The organism is Chloroflexus islandicus, from assembly GCF_001650695.1.
GTDB lineage: Bacteria > Chloroflexota > Chloroflexia > Chloroflexales > Chloroflexaceae > Chloroflexus > Chloroflexus islandicus.
Genome location: NZ_LWQS01000093.1, coordinates 16069 through 31382, shown reverse-complemented (window position 1 = coordinate 31382; position 15314 = coordinate 16069). Strand labels below are relative to the sequence as shown.

The 15314-nt window shown below is 62.4% G+C and carries 11 protein-coding genes; 7 read left to right on the top strand and 4 right to left on the bottom strand.

Annotated features, from left to right (window positions below; translation table 11 throughout):
- Positions 1-319 precede the first annotated feature (319 nt).
- The 5 genes from A6A03_RS17325 to A6A03_RS17305 all read left to right on the top strand — a co-directional run bounded on the left by A6A03_RS17325 (position 320) and on the right by A6A03_RS17305 (position 6616).
- On the top strand, positions 320-1396 hold the full coding sequence (locus A6A03_RS17325; RefSeq protein ID WP_156525377.1) for a zinc-ribbon domain-containing protein: 1077 nt from the start codon (positions 320-322) through the stop codon (positions 1394-1396).
- 335 nt (positions 1397-1731) lie between these two features.
- The gene (locus A6A03_RS17320) at positions 1732-2190 is read left to right on the top strand and encodes an SRPBCC family protein (protein WP_066790800.1); all 459 of its coding nucleotides are present in this window, start codon (positions 1732-1734) and stop codon (positions 2188-2190) included.
- Positions 2191-2525: 335 nt separating this feature from the next.
- Positions 2526-3224: a rhomboid family intramembrane serine protease gene (locus tag A6A03_RS17315; protein WP_066790797.1), complete on the top strand. Its 699-nt coding sequence runs from the start codon at positions 2526-2528 to the stop codon at positions 3222-3224.
- Positions 3225-3245: 21 nt separating this feature from the next.
- On the top strand, positions 3246-4073 hold the full coding sequence (locus tag A6A03_RS17310; RefSeq protein ID WP_066790795.1) for an SDH family Clp fold serine proteinase: 828 nt from the start codon (positions 3246-3248) through the stop codon (positions 4071-4073).
- A gap of 659 nt (positions 4074-4732) precedes the next feature.
- Positions 4733-6616: a hypothetical protein gene (locus A6A03_RS17305; RefSeq protein WP_066790793.1), complete on the top strand. Its 1884-nt coding sequence runs from the start codon at positions 4733-4735 to the stop codon at positions 6614-6616.
- Here A6A03_RS17305 and A6A03_RS17300 read toward each other — a convergent pair.
- From A6A03_RS17300 to A6A03_RS17290, 3 genes are all read right to left on the bottom strand, one after another.
- Complete coding sequence (locus A6A03_RS17300; RefSeq protein WP_066790791.1) at positions 6551-7285, bottom strand: CehA/McbA family metallohydrolase; 735 nt, start codon at positions 7283-7285, stop codon at positions 6551-6553. The two genes, A6A03_RS17305 and A6A03_RS17300, sit on opposite strands and share 66 nt — an antisense overlap.
- A gap of 148 nt (positions 7286-7433) precedes the next feature.
- Positions 7434-8420: a hypothetical protein gene (locus A6A03_RS17295; protein WP_066790790.1), complete on the bottom strand. Its 987-nt coding sequence runs from the start codon at positions 8418-8420 to the stop codon at positions 7434-7436.
- An 805-nt stretch (positions 8421-9225) separates the two neighbouring features.
- The gene (locus A6A03_RS17290; RefSeq protein ID WP_066790788.1) at positions 9226-10035 is read right to left on the bottom strand and encodes a TspO/MBR family protein; all 810 of its coding nucleotides are present in this window, start codon (positions 10033-10035) and stop codon (positions 9226-9228) included.
- 80 nt (positions 10036-10115) lie between these two features.
- Here A6A03_RS17290 and A6A03_RS17285 point away from each other — a divergent pair, with 80 nt between their 5' ends.
- Positions 10116-11483, top strand: coding sequence for a dipeptidase (locus A6A03_RS17285; protein ID WP_066790786.1), 1368 nt, complete (start codon positions 10116-10118; stop codon positions 11481-11483).
- A 768-nt stretch (positions 11484-12251) separates the two neighbouring features.
- The gene (locus A6A03_RS17280; RefSeq protein WP_066790784.1) at positions 12252-12824 is read left to right on the top strand and encodes a DinB family protein; all 573 of its coding nucleotides are present in this window, start codon (positions 12252-12254) and stop codon (positions 12822-12824) included.
- A gap of 159 nt (positions 12825-12983) precedes the next feature.
- Here A6A03_RS17280 and A6A03_RS17275 read toward each other — a convergent pair whose 3' ends face one another.
- Positions 12984-15254 (bottom strand): xanthine dehydrogenase family protein molybdopterin-binding subunit, encoded by a 2271-nt coding sequence (locus tag A6A03_RS17275; RefSeq protein WP_066790783.1) that lies wholly within the window; start codon positions 15252-15254, stop codon positions 12984-12986.
- Between the last annotated feature and the right edge of the window lie 60 nt (positions 15255-15314).

Sequence of the window (15314 nt, the reverse complement as noted above, 5' to 3'; positions counted from 1 at the left end):
TGGTAGCCCGGCCCTTCAGGGCCGGGCGCAACGGGGCGGGCGCATGCAGGGCGGGCAAGGACAGTTGCGCCGTCCCAGCCCGCACAGCAGGTTGCGGAGGCGAAAACCGGACGTTGCGTCAGCATCGCTCCCGTCAGCCCGCGCAGCGGGCTTTGTAATGGTAGCCCGGCCCTTCAGGGCCGGGCGCTACAGACCGATTGCGGCCAATCCCTCCTGCAAGGTTGTGTCCCCCTTTATGCTATCCTGAGCGTGTCACGGCAATGGTAATCTATGCTAAGTTTACGCAAGTAGCCGCAAACGCTGCTCACGGAGCAATTTCATGTCTCAATCACGCTATTGCCCGCAGTGCGGGTCACCGGTATCGGCAGGCGAACGGTTTTGCGCCAATTGCGGCGCGCGGATGCCGGAACAGGCGCAACCGGCGATACCGGCGCCACCACCCCCTGTTACGCCCTTGCCATCCCCGCCAGCCACAACACCATCGCCTGCAACCGGCAAGATCGTGCTCTTCGTTGCCATCGGGCTGATCGGCTTGCTGATCGTAGGTGGGGGGATTTGGCTGGTCTTGCTGAATCGCCCAACCATCACTGCCTCGACTACCACTGCCACTGCTACCCCGCGCCAAGCGGTCAACGCTACCTCGTTGCCAACCGCCACGCCGGTGGTTGGCGTCGCCGGCCAGCCGACTCCGCTTGGCGCCGCGGCGCTGGCTCGCACCAGCCAAGCGCAGACCGCGCAGGCGCAGGCCCCTACCCAGACCGCGCAGGCGCAGGCGTTGCTAGCTCCTACCCAGACCGCGCAGGCTGTAGAGGCTGAAGTGAGCGGCTTATTTGCTAGTTCGCGCCGGGTGTTCTACGATGAGTTCGTCGATAACCGCAACGCATGGTTTACCGGCGTTTTCCAAGAGATCGAACTCGATCTGATTGAAGACGGCGTCTTCAAAGTCATCTGGACGGGACGCGGCACGTCGTATGAGTTGTATGAACTCAGCTCATTCACCAATTTCATCAGCGAAGTTGATTGCCGGATTGCGCGCGGCGGTGGCGATGGCAGTTGCAGTCTGGTGTTTAGCCAGCAGCGCAATGTTGGCTTTTACAAGTTTGAATTTTTCATCGACTATTTCCGGCTCTTTATCGTGCCGGCTGAGGGTGAATTGGTGACGCTGGTCGAGGGCGATCCTCGCCTCTTCACCACGATCGGCGAGGTCAACCGGCTGCGCGTGATCAAGCAAGGTGATCGCATCCGTTTGTTCATCAACGGCGTAGTAGTAGGTGATCTCCGTGACGCGACGTATCCGTCGGGGCGGATCGGCGTTTCGACCACCTGTTACCGCGAGGAGGGCGGGGTCGAGGTGCATTTCGATAATTTCGGCATTTGGTCATTGCCAGACGTTTAACCGTAGAGACGCACGGCAGTGCGTCTCCATATCATGTCACGCCGCACGTCCGTATGTCATCATGTCAAGTCGCACGGCAGTGCGTCTCCAAACCACGTAAAGCCGCACGGCAGTGCGTCTCCAAACCACGTAAAGCCGCACGGCAGTGCGTCTCCAAACCACGTAAAGACGCACGGCCGTGCGTCTCCAAACCAAGTAAAGACGCACGGCCGTGCGTCTCCATATCATGTCACGCCGCACGGTCGTATGTCACCATGTCAAGACGCCCGGCAGTGCGTCGCCACACCTAGTAAAGCCGCACGGCCGTGCATCTCCACCTGAAAGGAACAAACGCGATGTCCTCTCCCTTTCCCCACCTGCTCGAGGAGTTTGTCGTCGTCAACGCGCCGATGGATCGGGTCGAGCGGGTGATGACTGAACAGGCGCTGATGGAACGGTGGATGTCGCCGGCAGTGCAGTTTACGCCGCTCGATGGCTGGCGCTTTGATACCGGTGCGCCGTGGCGTTTGCGCCTCACCGGCGTTGGCCCGTTGCTTGAAGCTGGCTATGTGGTGGCCGAACGGCGGCCCGGTCTAGTGTTGTGGGCCTTCGATGGCTTCTGGGAGGGGTTTGATGCGTGGCACTGGCTGCCGTGGCAGGGCCGCGCCGATCAGACCCTCATCCAAAACCGGGTCGAGTACCGGCTCAAGGTGCCCGGTCTCGATCTGATCTGGCCGCTAACCATCGCGCCGCTGATGCAGCTCGACGCGAAAGCGCAGATGCAGCGGTTGAAGGATGTGTGCGAGCGGGGGTAAGGTGAATGGAACACGGATGTGATCGATGCACACCGACTTGCCGCTCTCGCCTAACTGTGCCAATCCGTGTCCTATTCTGAGGTGTGGGCAAGGGACGCGGATACGCACGGATGCGACGGATGAGCGCAGATTCGCTGGCCTTGCCTATTGTGCCAATCCGTGCCCGAGGCGGTTGTCGTGCAGACACGCCCAAGATGTGGTACTCTAATGAAGCCCGTTCGCCTCACGATGGAGTGTATCGTTTTCCGTTTGGATGCAAGAGGGTCTACACGCCAGTTGTAAGATGTAGTATACTGCCCTCGCAGCGCTATCTCTGCGCGGTCAACGGAGCCACTATGTTCCCATTGAAAGACACGATTCCCTCACGCTCGTTTCCGGCGGTCAACTGGGCCTTACTCGCGGCGAATGTGGTGGTCTTTCTCTTCATGGTCCGTGATACCCGTCTCGCCGCAGCGTGGATTAACGAGCTGGCGCTGGTGCCGGCGCGCTTTTTGGCCAACCCGCTCGATCCGGCTGAGCTGCTCACCATTTTTACCTCGATGTTTATACACGGCGGCTGGTTTCACCTGTTCAGCAATATGCTGGCGCTTTATATCTTTGGCGATAACGTTGAAGACAGTATGGGCAGCCAGCGTTACCTGATCTTCTATCTCCTCTGCGGTGTGGCGGCGGCGCTGACCCACGTCTTGTTCAATCCGTCCTCCATGCTTCCCACCGTTGGCGCTAGTGGGGCGCTGAGCGGCGTGCTAGCAGCGTATCTCATCTTCTTTCCTTCGTCGCGTGTGATTACGCTCGTGCCCGTCTTCTTTTTGCCGTTGCTCTTTGAAATTCCGGCAGTGGTCTACCTTGGGCTATGGTTCATTTCGCAACTGGCGAATGGCGTCTTTTCAATCTTCATCGACGTGCAGGCGATGGGTGGCGTGGCGTGGTGGGCGCATATCGGCGGCTTTGTCGCTGGCTTGGTGCTGGCGCCGCTCTTCCGGCAACGGCGCTACGAGCGGCGTTACTATCGCGATCAGTATTATCCGTGGTGACGGCTTGTGCAGAGGTGAGCTATGGACTTCTTTTCGCTGTTGTGGCTCTTTTTCATCATCACGTCGTTGCAGCCGGTGATTAAGCAGCGTATGCTCGATGCCGCTCGCCAGCGCTTGTTTGAGCAGTTGGAGCGCAAGCGCAAGAGCCGGGTGATTGCGCTGATCCATCGCCAAGAGACGATGAGCCTGCTTGGTTTTCCGTTGGTGCGTTACATTAGCATCGAAGACTCAGAGGCGGTGCTGCGCGCAATTAAGATGACCGATCGCGATATTCCGATTGACCTGATCCTGCACACTCCCGGCGGTTTGGTGCTGGCTTCCGAACAGATTGCCCGCGCGCTCCAGAAGCATCCGGCCAAGGTAACGGTCTTTGTGCCGCACTATGCGATGTCAGGCGGTACGCTGATTGCGCTCGCTGCCGATGAGATTGTGATGGATGAGAACGCGGTGTTGGGGCCGGTTGACCCGCAGTTGGGCCAGCATCCGGCGGCATCGATCTTGCGCGTGCTCGAACGTAAGCCGCTTAGCGAAGTTGATGATGAGACGCTGATGATGGCCGACATCGCCGAGAAGGCGATCCGGCAGGTGAAGCGGGCTGTTTGTGAGCTGCTGCGCGATAAGATGACGGTTGAGCAGGCGGAAGAAGTGGCCCATACGCTGGCGAGCGGGGTTTGGACGCACGATTACCCGATTACGGTGGACGAAGCGCGTGAGTTGGGTTTGCCGATCAGCACCGAAATGCCCGACGAGATTTACCAGATTATGGCGCTGTACCCGCAAACTGCCCAGCGCCGTCCTTCGGTCGAGTACATCCCTGCACCACGTTCGCGCCAGTTTGATGTGTCGTAGCTCTTCTGGCGTGCGGCAGTGTGACTGCCGCATGCCATGTTCGCGCCAGTGTGATGTGTGCTAGGGTGGCAGGTTGGCCCTTGTGGCGTGCGGCAGTGTGACTGCCGCATTCCATAGTGGTGCGGTGCATCGCGCGTATGGCATCCCCGCACCGCGTTCGCGCCAGTGTGATGGGTCGTAGATCTTCTGGTGTGCGGCCGTGTGACTGCCGCATGCCATGTTTGCGCCAGTGTGATGTGTGCTAGGGTGGCAGGTTGGCCCTTGTGGAGTGCGGCAGTGTGACTGCCGCATTCCATAGTGGTGCGGCGCATCGTGCGTATGGCCTCCCCGCACCGCGTTCGCGCCAGTTTGATGTGTCGTAGCTCGTATGGCGTGCGGCCGTGTGACTGCCGCATGCCATGTTCGCGCCAGTGTGATGTGTGCTAGGGTGGCAGGTTGGCCCTTGTGGCGTGCGGCAGTGTGACTGCCGCATTCCAGAAGATGCACTCACACCGAACACTAGATAATTCCTCTCCCCACCGTTGCCTACTTTCCCCTTGAGCTTTTTCTTCAACCGGATATAATCATTATTTAACAAAATCTTGATACCGGCTTGTGCGGGCAGAGCGTCGCTCTGCCCTTGTTAGACTGCTCGGCCCGTAGTGGAAAAGGTTCCTGCCATGGCGCTCTCGCTTCGTCTCGTCGATATCAATGGCCCGTTTATCGATCCATCCGCCCCGGTGCGGAATTGGTCATCGTTCCCCTTTTGCCAGATCGATCTGCCGGCGCCGCCGTATGTCGATGAGGCGCGCTTGCAGTGTGGCGTGGCACGGGCGCGGGCCTATCTGGCGGCGGTGCAAGCGCAGGGTTATACCGGGATCGTAATTGATAATCTGGCTCATCTGGTGACGTTTGATCACGCACCCCAAATGTATTATGCGCCCGATAGCCCCTTCCGCCTGCGCGCGCTGGCCTACCGCCGCGCCTTACTGCCGTTGCTGCACGATGCCGCGGCGCGCGGGATGCAGGTCTATGTCACTTGCGATATGCAGTGGCTGACTGACGACTTGCGCCGCGTCGTCGGGCCAATTGCGGCTGATAACCCGCAGGTGGCGGCGTTGAACCGGGCAGCACTGATCGATCTGTTCACGGCGCTGCCGATGGTGAGCGGCGTGATAGTGCGGATCGGCGAGACGGGCGGTGCGCATGATGTCGCCGGCTATACCGGCCATCTGATCTACCACGAGGTGGCCGCGATTCGCCATCTGATCGCAACCTTGCTGCCGGTGTGCGCACAGTTTGACCGGCACTTGATCATGCGCACGTGGACGCTCGGCATTGGCGAGGCGGGTGATTTGCTCTGCTCGCCGGAACGCTACGCCGCCGTCTTTGCCGATCAGCGCGATCCGCATCTGCTGGTGTCGATCAAGCACACGCCCGCCGATTTCTTCCGGCTGTTGCCGCCCAATCCGACGTTGGGCCTGCCCGGCCCGCGCCAGATCGTCGAGCTGCAAAACCGGCGCGAGTACGAGTTGTTTGGTCTCGTGCCTTCTGGGTTGGTCGGCTTGCACAGTGCCGTCATCCGGCGCGCTGCCCGCGATCCGCAGTGTGTGGGAATGTGGGCTTGGAACAGCACCGGCGGTTGGGGCGGCGGCGGTGCGTCGATTGGGCCAAATGGCTGGAATCTGTGGACGGAGGCCGGCAGTGCGTTGACGGCGGCTCTCGCCATCCATCCCGAACGTGACGCCGAGCAATTCGTGAGTGAGTGGTTTCAGCAACGGTTAGCCGGCTATGATTCCACCTTCATGCGCGCGGTGACGGCAGCCTATATAGAGTCAGAGCGGTTGATCGAGCAGGGGTGGTATTTCGGCTACGCGCCGGGGATGCGGCGGATTGGCGGCATTGTCGTGCCTTCGCTGTTGTGGGTCTGGTGGATGCGCCCCACTGCCGCCTTGCCGGTCTGGGTCTACCTAGCTGAGTTGGTAGGTGATGTCGAGCCAGTCATCGCGCAGGCAGAGCGGGCGGTGCAGCGCGCGCAGTTACTGCGCGCTGCCGTGGCGGCGGCGGCGCCGGGGGGTGACGAGCTGGCGCAGCAGCTTGTCACGAGTCTCGACTATCTAGTCGATGCGCTGACCATTGCGTGGCGGGTGCGCGCGCTCTTGCTGCCGCTGGCGGCGCAGGCGCGCAGCCAGCAGCGCCGTGATCTCAGTGCCGAAGCGGCGGCGTTGCGCACGGCGATGCACCAGCATCGCGCGCGCTGGGCTGGCCGGACTGATTTCCCGCCGCTTGAGCTTGATGAGCTAGAAACGTTCTTGGTGCGCTGGGAACGGTCGCCGCGGGTGGTCTGGAACCGGGCCCGGCTGGCGGCGCGGCTGGTGGCGCTGGCCCGTCGCCAACCGCCGCGCTCGGCCCGCGCACGCGCGTTGCTCAGCTTCCTGTTCCCTACTCGTTTGCGCCGGCGGCTGTTGCAAACCGCCCTGCCATGGCTCAGCCGGCGGTTAGACCTGTTGCCGACCATCTTTTTTGAAACCGGCCCAGCTATCGGCGAATGGGCGCGATCGTAGCGCCCGTTCCCGCACCACGCCGGCCACTCCGCGCCATCCCCAATAATGCCCGATCACCTGCGTCTCGCCGCGCTGCAATGCCCGCCGCAGGTCGGCGGCGCTCGTCCCGGCAAACAGTGTGCGGCCATAGCCGATCATCGCGAGATCGTGGGCGTCGCTGCCGCCGATTTGGGTCAACCCCAGCGCTTGCGCTTTCTGTGCTGCGCGCCGGTTGTTGGCCGGGTTCCACAGGCTGGCGTTGAACACTTCGAGGCCGTCAAGCAGATGCCAATCGAGATCGGTGCGTTCGGGGCCGAGCAGGTGCCGCCGTCCCACCGATGCAACCAGCGCGCCGAAGGGATGGGCAGCGAACGCCAGCCCGCCCTGCTCATGCACCAGCTTGACGGTCGTGGCCAGATCGAGACCGGCAGGGATCGGCTGCTCGATAAACAGGGCCAAGACGTGCCCGATCGCAGTCGAGATTTCACATCCCACAATCACGTCAATCCCATACCGCGGCGCTAACCGGCGCGCCGCGAACGCCCCTTCGAGCGTGTTGTGGTCGGTAATCGCAATCACGCGCAAATCAGTTTCTTCCGCTACATACGACAACACCGCCTCAGGAGAGGCGGCGCCGTCGCTGGCAGTGGTATGGATGTGTAGGTCGGCAGCGTTGTATAGCAAGGTCACGGGTTACACTCCTTCCCCATGGTACCAATCCCGTAACGAGTGTATCCCGCCTAGATGAAGCCGGCATCATGGCAAGGTCAAGCCGAGATGAAGAGCAGGTAAAGCGTCGCAGAGCATCGTCAATACGCTGCCTCCCCTACGGTGGCCACTATCGTCCCGGCAACAAGGTGTACTCGGCCACTGCTCGCCGTTCGCTGCGGTTGCCGAAGGCGCTAATCGCATAGCGGCCCGCCGGGTCTTGCTCGCTCAGGTAGAGTTCGGCGGTGAAACTGCCATCGCCGGTTGCCGTCACATCACCCAGCCATTCGGTCGAGTAATCGGGTAAGGTGGCCCAGACCGTGACCACTTCACCGGGTAGAAAGCCGCTGCCCTGCAAGCTCACCGCACTGCGTTGCTGGCTGCTGCCCGGCCCGACGGTAAGTGTAGCCGTGCCGTGGGGGCGCAGTGTATCGCCAGCCACGACCTCGAAATCGGCAATACCGTTGCCGCCACTCTGCAAGCCGCGCACTGTCAGCGCGTAGCGCCCGACCGGGATGCCGTTGCTGACGATGGCGAGGCCGATCCGGCCTTGCCGGTCGGCGGTTTGCGTTCCTAGATCGGCGACGGCGTTGTTCGGGTAGCGCAACCAGAGCGCCACCTGTTCACCCGGTTGGTAGCCGCTGCCGCTGAAGGCAAACGTTGCGCCCTGCGCTTGCACCGGCTTATCAACCGTTAACTGCACCCCAGCCGTCACACCGGGGGCCGGTGCCATCTCAACCTCAAGGCTGGCATACGCTTCCCGTCCGCTCTGCCAGCCGCGCGCCGTGTAGGTGTAGCGACCGGTTGGGGTGAAGGTCGCGCCGAGGAAGTCAAACAGGTAAGGGTGGTTAAAGCGACCTTGCGCGTCGATCGTCACCACCGCCACGCCATAGACGGTATAGTCAGGGTAGGTAATCCAGATGCTGGCCGTCTCACCGGGCAAAAAGCCACTGCCGCTGAGGGTGACGGTCGTATTCTGGCGCGCCACGGCAGGCGAAACGGTTAAACTGGCAGTTTGCGCGCCGGCTGGCCAGCTCCAGATCGCAATGATCAGCGCCAGCGCGCCGGCAAAGACGAACGTAAAAGGTGTGAGCAACGAGCGGTTGATCATCGGCATACGCGCCTCCGTTGTGACGAACAATCAACGTTTCCACGCTTACGAACGATGATCGCGCTGGTTGCTTGCCAACCGATAGATTACGGGAAGCTGACGGGATTGGGGGCATACCAACAGCCGTAAAGGGTGCAAAGGCGCAGAGGATTCAAACGCAAAGGCGCGAAGGGCGCGCAGCGCGCAAAGAGTTTTAACGCAAAGACGCAAAGAACGCAGAGGGCGCAAAGAGTTTGGGTGTGTTGATCATCCTCGGGGTGAGGGCAAATCCCCCCTCCCCCAGCGGGGGAGGGGCAAGGGGTGGGGGCACGATCCCCCAGCGGGGAAGAGGCCGGGTATAGTGGCACCCCTCCCCCAGCGGGGGAGGGGCCGAGGGTGGGGGCATCAGCCCGCGCAGCGGGCTTCGTAAGCCTAGCCCGGCCCTTCAGGGCCGGGTGCCGGACAGAAGTTCTGTCCGCCCTTGAACCCTCAGCGGGGTTGAGAGGCGGACAGAAAGGTAGGCGAGTACAACCGTTGATCACCGTGCAATGCCTCAAATCGTAGCTCTACTCCCCTCCCCCAGCGGGGGAGGGGCAAGGGGTGGGGGCACGATCCCCCCAGCGGGGTTGAGGCCGGGGATGGGGGCGACGAAAAGCCGCAAAACGTATGGTTTGCGTCGTTTGGGCATCTTTGAGGCTTATTCTGCGGTGAGAGGCGCATCCCGCTCTCGTGGGAGATTGCTTCGGGGTTACGCCCCCTCGCAATGACAACGAAAGCGGTGACAATTTCCCCAAAATCTCTCCGCGCCCTTTGCGTCCTCTGCGTCTTTGCGTTACGAATCTCTGCGCCTTTGCCCTCTCGGCGTCTGTCCGTTCTGTGCCGCATACGCTGCCGCAATCAACGCTGCCGCAATCAACGCCACCGCCGCCACGCCCCACGCGACCACAGCCAGCGGCGCAATCGCAGCCTGCTTCAGCCCAATCCCGCTGGCGGCCCATGCCACCACTAACGGCAACACGCCATCACGCCAGCGGCGGGCAAACCACCAACTAAGTCCGGCGGCCAGTACCAGCAACACGATGGTGCTGGCAATCCCGCCAACGCCGGTATCGCGCCAACCCAGTTCGTACAGAAAAACGCCGCCGTTGACCAGCGTGGCCACGCAGATCCAACCCAGATAGACACTGAAAGCGGGCCGCACCAGCCAGCGTTCGCCGGCGGCGGGTGCGCCGGGATGGCGCAGGGCGAGGTAGACGCCGATCAAGCCGATCAAGACGATCAGCATTGCCGGCAGCGAGAGGAGTGGCAGGTTGTAGTGCCACACCACAATCCACCCGATATTGCCGGCGCAGCTCAACCAAAACCACGGCGCCGCGGCGCGCAGGCGCGGGTTATTAGCCTGCTCCGGCAGCGCTTGATAGATGGCGTAGCCGATCAAGCCGGTGTAAATCAGCCCCCAGATCGCAAACACATACCCCGGCGGCGTGATCAAGAGCGGATAGCGATCCGAGATCGCTGCGGTCGTCTGGCCGTTGAGCGGCAGAAGATTGGCCAGTGCATTCACGGTCACTGTCGCCGCTAGCGCGACGATCGTACCGATCTGTTGCAATTGAAATATTGGACGCGCAAGCAATGTCGCCATCTCATTCTCCGGTATAATGTCGATAATGGGGCGAAAGCTGTGCGTCCGCCTATCTGTATTGTAGAGGAGAGCTGACCGCTATGCCAGACTGGAAGAGCTATCTCGCCGAACATCAAGACCGTTTTCTGGCCGAATTGGTCGATTTTCTGCGCATTCCCAGCGTTTCGGCTATCTCGGAGCACGCCGGTGATGTGTTGCGCGCCGCTGAATGGGTCGCCAATCGTCTCACTGCCGCTGGGATGGAGCACGTTGCCATCCTGCCCACCGGCGGTCATCCGGTGGTTTATGCCGATTGGCTCCATGCTCCCGGCAAGCCGACCGTCTTGATCTACGGCCACTTCGACGTGCAGCCGGTTGATCCGCTCCACTTGTGGACGCACCCGCCCTTCGAGCCGCATATCGAGAATGACCGCATCTATGCCCGTGGCGCGAGCGACGACAAAGGCAATATGCTGATCCCGATCTTGGCGGTTGAGGCCCTCTTGCAGAGCAGCGGTGCGCTGCCGGTGAACGTCAAGTTTTTCTTCGAGGGCCAAGAGGAGATCGGCAGCCCCCAGATTCCCGCCTTCCTCCAGCACGAACGCGAACGGTTCGCCTGCGATATGGTGCTGAGTTCCGACGGCGGCCAGTGGAGCGAAGAGCAGCCGCTGATTTTGGTCGGGTTGCGCGGCGGCTGCGGCATTCAGATTGATGTGCGCGCGGCCAAGATGGATCTGCATTCGGGGATGTACGGCGGCGTAGTGCAGAACCCGATTCACGCACTAGTGCAGATTCTGGCCTCGATGCGTTCGGACGATGGCATGATCACGATCCCCGGCTTCTACGATCAGGTGCGCCCGTTGACGCCAGCCGATCGAGAACGGATCGCCGCCATCCCCTTTGATGAGGAGAAGCTGAAGGAGACGCTCGGCGTGCCGGCGCTGTTCGGCGAAGCCGGCTTCACCCCTCGCGAGCGCGAGTGGGTGCGCCCGACGCTTGAGGTGAACGGCATTTGGGGCGGCTTCCAGCAAGAGGGGATTAAGACGGTGCTGCCCGCCGAAGCGCACGCCAAGATCACCTGCCGTCTCGTGCCCGACCAAGACCCGCAGGTGATTCTCGAACTGCTGCAAGCCCACATCAAGCGCCATACTCCTCCCGGCGTGACGGTGACGGTCACGCCGCTCGCGTTCCAAGCCTATCCTTACCTCATTCCCGAAGACGATCCGGGGAATGTGGCGGTGCGCGAGGTGCTGGTCGAGATGTACGGGCGTGAACCGTACTATGTGCGCAGCGGCGGTTCGATCCCGGTCTGCACGCTCTTCCAACGCCAGCTTGGCGCGTACACCAGCAGCTTCGCCTTCGGTCTCGACGACGAGCGTGTCCATTCACCCGACGAATTCTTCCGCCTCAGCAGTTTCCGCAAGGGCCAAATTGCCTACTGCAAACTGCTCGAACGGCTGGGCCGGTAGCGAGGGAGCAACGCAAGGGCGCAAAGCGAGCAAAGGCGCAGAGGGGGTAAACGCAAAGGCGCGAAGATCGCAGAGAACGCAAAGGGTTTGATATGATCCCAGCGGGAAACAATGTGCCCTCATTCCCCCTTTGCACCCACCGTCAGGCAGGAGCGGGGGAGCCGCTAGCTAGCGGGTAAGGGATCGCAGGAGCGAAACGCAGCAGCGCCCCTCTCCCGCGCCAGCGGGAGAGGGGCTGGGGGTGAGGGCATCAGCCCGCGCAGCGGGCTTCGTACCCCTAGCCCGGCCCTTCAGGGCCGGGTGCCGGATCAGAGGTGCTGTCCGCTCTTGAATCTCCTCCAGCGGGGGAGGATAGATGAAGGGGCGATCTACTGTAGAGGTCGCAGAGCGCGGCGATGAGACGAGACCGAAGGCACAATATTCATTTTGTGTCTTTTGCGTCTTTTCGTGGCTATTACCGAAAGGGCGGGAGTGGGGCTTCCGGCACTACTAACGTCTGACTCGCGGACTGACGTCCCTCACCCCCGGCCCCTGCTCCCACCTTGCGGCAGGAGCGGGGGAGCCGCTGGCTAGCGGGTAAGGGATCGCAGGAGCGAAATGCAGCAGCGCCCCTCTCCCGCAAAGCGGGAGAGGGGTTGGGGGTGAGGGGAATCGCGATTCCCCAAAGCCTTCAACCACAATTAAAACTCCCAAAGGCACAATATTCATTTTGTGTCTTTTGCGTCTTTTCGTGGCTATTCTAACATCTCACCTGCGAAGGAGACACCTATGCTTGACTATGCCGCACTCTACCGTCGCGAGCGCACCATGCAAGAGATCGTCAGCGACATCACCGTCGCCGATTTGCACGCCGAAACCGACGAGATGTACGACACTATCGAACGGCTGATCGCCGATTGTGTTGACGCCGACGTCACCTTCCAACCGGTCGATCCCAATGCTAACGATCCCTTCGCCAGCGATCCGGGCGCGGTCAACCAAGCGTGGACACTCGGCCACGTGATCGTTCACCTCACCGCGTCGTGCGAAGAGTCGGCCTTTTTGGCCGCCGAGATGGCCCGTGGCGTCAAACTGCATGGCCGGTCGCGCTACGAAGTGCCGTGGGAGACGGTGACGACGATGGCCCAAGTGCGCCAGCGCTTGGCCGAGAGCCGGCGCATGTTGCACGCTTCGTTGCAGATGTGGCCTGACCAACCCCACCTCGACTATCTGGTTGAGCCGTGGCCCGGCGCGCCGCCGGTTGATGCCCGTGGTCGCTATGCGCTCGGTCTAGCTCACGCCTACGACCATCTCGGCCAGATCGAAGAGATTGTCCGCCAAGCTCGCGCTGCGCGGGGATGAGAGCGGGTTGGGCGTACATCAGCGTAAGGGTGATTGGTAAGGGCGGGTTTCAAACCCGCCCCGTCCTCTCGCAACGGTGTTGATCTGCCTCCTATCGCCAAGTGTAGGTAGCGTAAGGGCGGGTTTCAAACCCGCCCTCGTCCTCGCTACCGCCTTTGCTCAAACTTGCTGCAACGCCCGCCACACCACCTCATCGCGCATCGGCAACTCGTAGATGCGGACGCCGGTCGCATCGCGGATGGCGTTGGCAATCGCCGCTGCCCCAGCGGTGATCGGCGGTTCGCCGACACCGCGCGCGCCGAAGGGGCCATTCGGAGCCGGGTTCTCTACCAGCACCGCCTCGAAGGTAGGGAGGTCGGCAGCGCGCGGCAGGGTGTAGTCCATCAAGCTGGCGGTGAGCAGCTCGCCGCGCTCATCGTAGCGCAGCGCCTCGTAGAGACCCCAGCCTACCCCTTGCGCTGCGCCGCCATGGATTTGGCCCTCGACCATCAGCGGGTTAATCGGGAAGCCAACATCTTGAATGGCGACATAGCGCAGCGGTTTTACCCGTCCCGTCTCACGATCAACCTCAACCTGCACGATATGGGCGACAAAGCCGGGCGCATTCTCGGCGGGGGCAGCTTTTCCATCACCCACAATCGGCCCCGGCCCGCCGGCCTGCTCCTCGGCGCGTTTGGCCACCTCGCCAATAGGAATAGTGCGACCGGGCACACCGCGGATCTGCACCATCCCCTCGCGGATGTCGAGATCATCAACCCGTGCTTCGAGCATATCGGCGGCCATCTCCAACAACTGCCGGCGCGCCTCGCGCGCGGCGGCGGCTACTGCACCGGCCACGCTGTAGGTAATCTGGCTGCCGCCGCTCGGCCCGGCAAACGGCCCGCTGCGGGTGTCGCCGGCCACAATCTCGACCTGCTCTGGCGGCACCCCCAGAATCTCGGCGGCCACCAGCACAAAGCTGCTGTTGACGCCGGAAATATCGACTGACCCGACATGCACCCGCACCATGCCATCGGTATCAACCCGGCAGACTGCCGCCGCCGGCGACATACCGCACGGCCAGCCGCCAATCGCCAATCCAATCCCGCTGCCCGGCTGGCGTTCGCGCCAGAGCGGGTGGTTAGCGGCGGCTTCGAGCACCTTGGTCAACCCCATCGATGGCCACGGATCGTTGTTGCCCATCGGATCGCCAGTGGTGGCTGCGTTGCGCAGCCGCAGCTCCAGCGGATCGAGATCGAGCTTACGGGCCAGTTCGTCCATCGCCGACTCGATCGCAAACGTGATCTGTGGCGCGCCGGGGGCGCGGTAGGCGCCGGCTTGCGGCTTGTGGGTCAGCACCTCGATCACGTCGATCTGCACGTTGGGGCAGCGGTAGTAGCCGCCGAGCAGCGTGCTCATAATCCCGCCCAAGGTAAACGGATACACGCCGTTATCGTTCACAATCTCGGCCACCAGCGCGGTCAGCGTGCCAGTGCGGGTTGCACCGAGCTTGAGCGTGATCGTGCTGGCCGGCGAGGGGGTGGTGGTGAGAAAATCCTCGCTGCGGTCGAGCGTGATCCGCACAGGCCGGCCCACGGCGAGCGCCGCCGCTGCCGCCAGCGGTTCGAGAATGCCATACTTCGCGCCAAACCCGCCGCCAACCGTCATTGGGATAACGGTCACTTGGCTGGGGCGGAGACCGAGCAACCGCGCGACTTCGTCGCGCACGCCAAACTGGCCTTGCGTGCTGGTGTAGAGCGTGAGCTGCTTGCGCACCGGATCGATGTCGGCCACGACGGCGTGCGGTTCGAGGTAGCCTTGATGCACGATCGACGTGCGGTAGGTTCCCTCTATCACCACCTCGGCGGCGGCCAAGGCCGCCAGCGCATCACCCCGGCTAAACTGTTTGTGTTCGTGGATGTTTGACGCCTCGTGATCCGCCTGATCGTCACCGCGGGCCACCGCCGCGTGCGCAGCCGTCAGGTCGGCATCACCCTTCGGCGCACCCTGCGGCCAAATCACCGGTGCCGCCGGATCGAGCGCCGCTTCCGGCGTGACCGGGCCGGGCAGCGGCTCGTAGTCGATCTGCAACACCGCCAAGCCATCTTCGGCAGCAGCCAGACTCGTCGCCAACACCAGCGCCACCGGCTCGCCGCGGTAGCGCACCACTCCATCGGCCAGCGTGGTGGTTTGGCGCGATGCAGGCTGGCGGCCACGGGTGGGCAAGTCCGCCGCGGTCAGCACCGCCACCACGCCGGGCACGGCGCGGGCCGCGCTCGTGTCAATGTTGGCGATGCGGGCATGGGCATACATGCTCAACGCCAGTTTGCCGTGCAACAGACCGGGTAGATGGACGTCGCCGGCGTAACGGGCGCGCCCGGTCACTTTCTCGATCCCATCAACTAATTTACGCCCTTTGCCAAGGTAACGATGTAGCGTAGCTGCGGCCATACGTGTGCTCCCTTGTTCAGCAGGTTCCTGCTCCATCGTACCATAGCTGAGCTTAGGTTA